This is a genomic window from Microbacterium sp. 69-10 (assembly GCF_001897945.1).
GTDB lineage: Bacteria > Actinomycetota > Actinomycetes > Actinomycetales > Microbacteriaceae > Microbacterium.
The window spans coordinates 167,556-168,087 of the sequence record NZ_MKRT01000024.1 but is presented as its reverse complement, the minus strand read 5'-3'; the positions used below and the strand labels follow the sequence as shown (position 1 = coordinate 168,087).

Sequence of the window (532 nt, the reverse complement as noted above, 5' to 3'; positions counted from 1 at the left end):
GTGGACCTGCAGGGCAACCTCGGGCAGAACGCCCGCGAGCGCAACCTCGCAGCGTTCAGCGCCGACCCCGCCGACGGCGGCGTGCGGGTGCTGGTCGCCACCGACGTCGCCGCGCGCGGCGTGCACGTGGACGACGTCGAGCTGGTCGTGCACGTGGACCCGCCCGTGGAGCACAAGGCGTACCTGCACCGTTCCGGCCGCACCGCGCGTGCCGGTGCCGCGGGCACCGTCGTCACGCTCACGCTGCCGGAGCAGCGCCGCGATGTGAAGGACATCCTGCGCAAGGCGCAGATCACCGTCCCCCTGGAGGACGTCACCCCGGCGATCGTCGAGGAGCTCGTCGGCGAGCGCGCCGCGAAGGTGAAGCACGTCCCGGTCGTGAAGCAGCCCCAGGGCAAGCCGAAGGCGAAGCCGGCGCAGGTCGCCGGCGAGCAGCGGCCCGCCCGTGGACGCTCGGGACGCCGCCGCTCCGGCCGCGGCGGGGACAGCGCCCAGCGCACCGAGGGCGGCCAGCGGCAGAGCGGCGGCCAGC

The 532-nt window shown here is 75.8% G+C and carries 1 protein-coding gene; it reads left to right on the top strand.

The features are described from left to right. Nucleotides 1-532: helicase-related protein (locus tag BGN97_RS11850; protein WP_292701655.1), on the top strand; the 532-nt coding region annotated here is incomplete at both ends.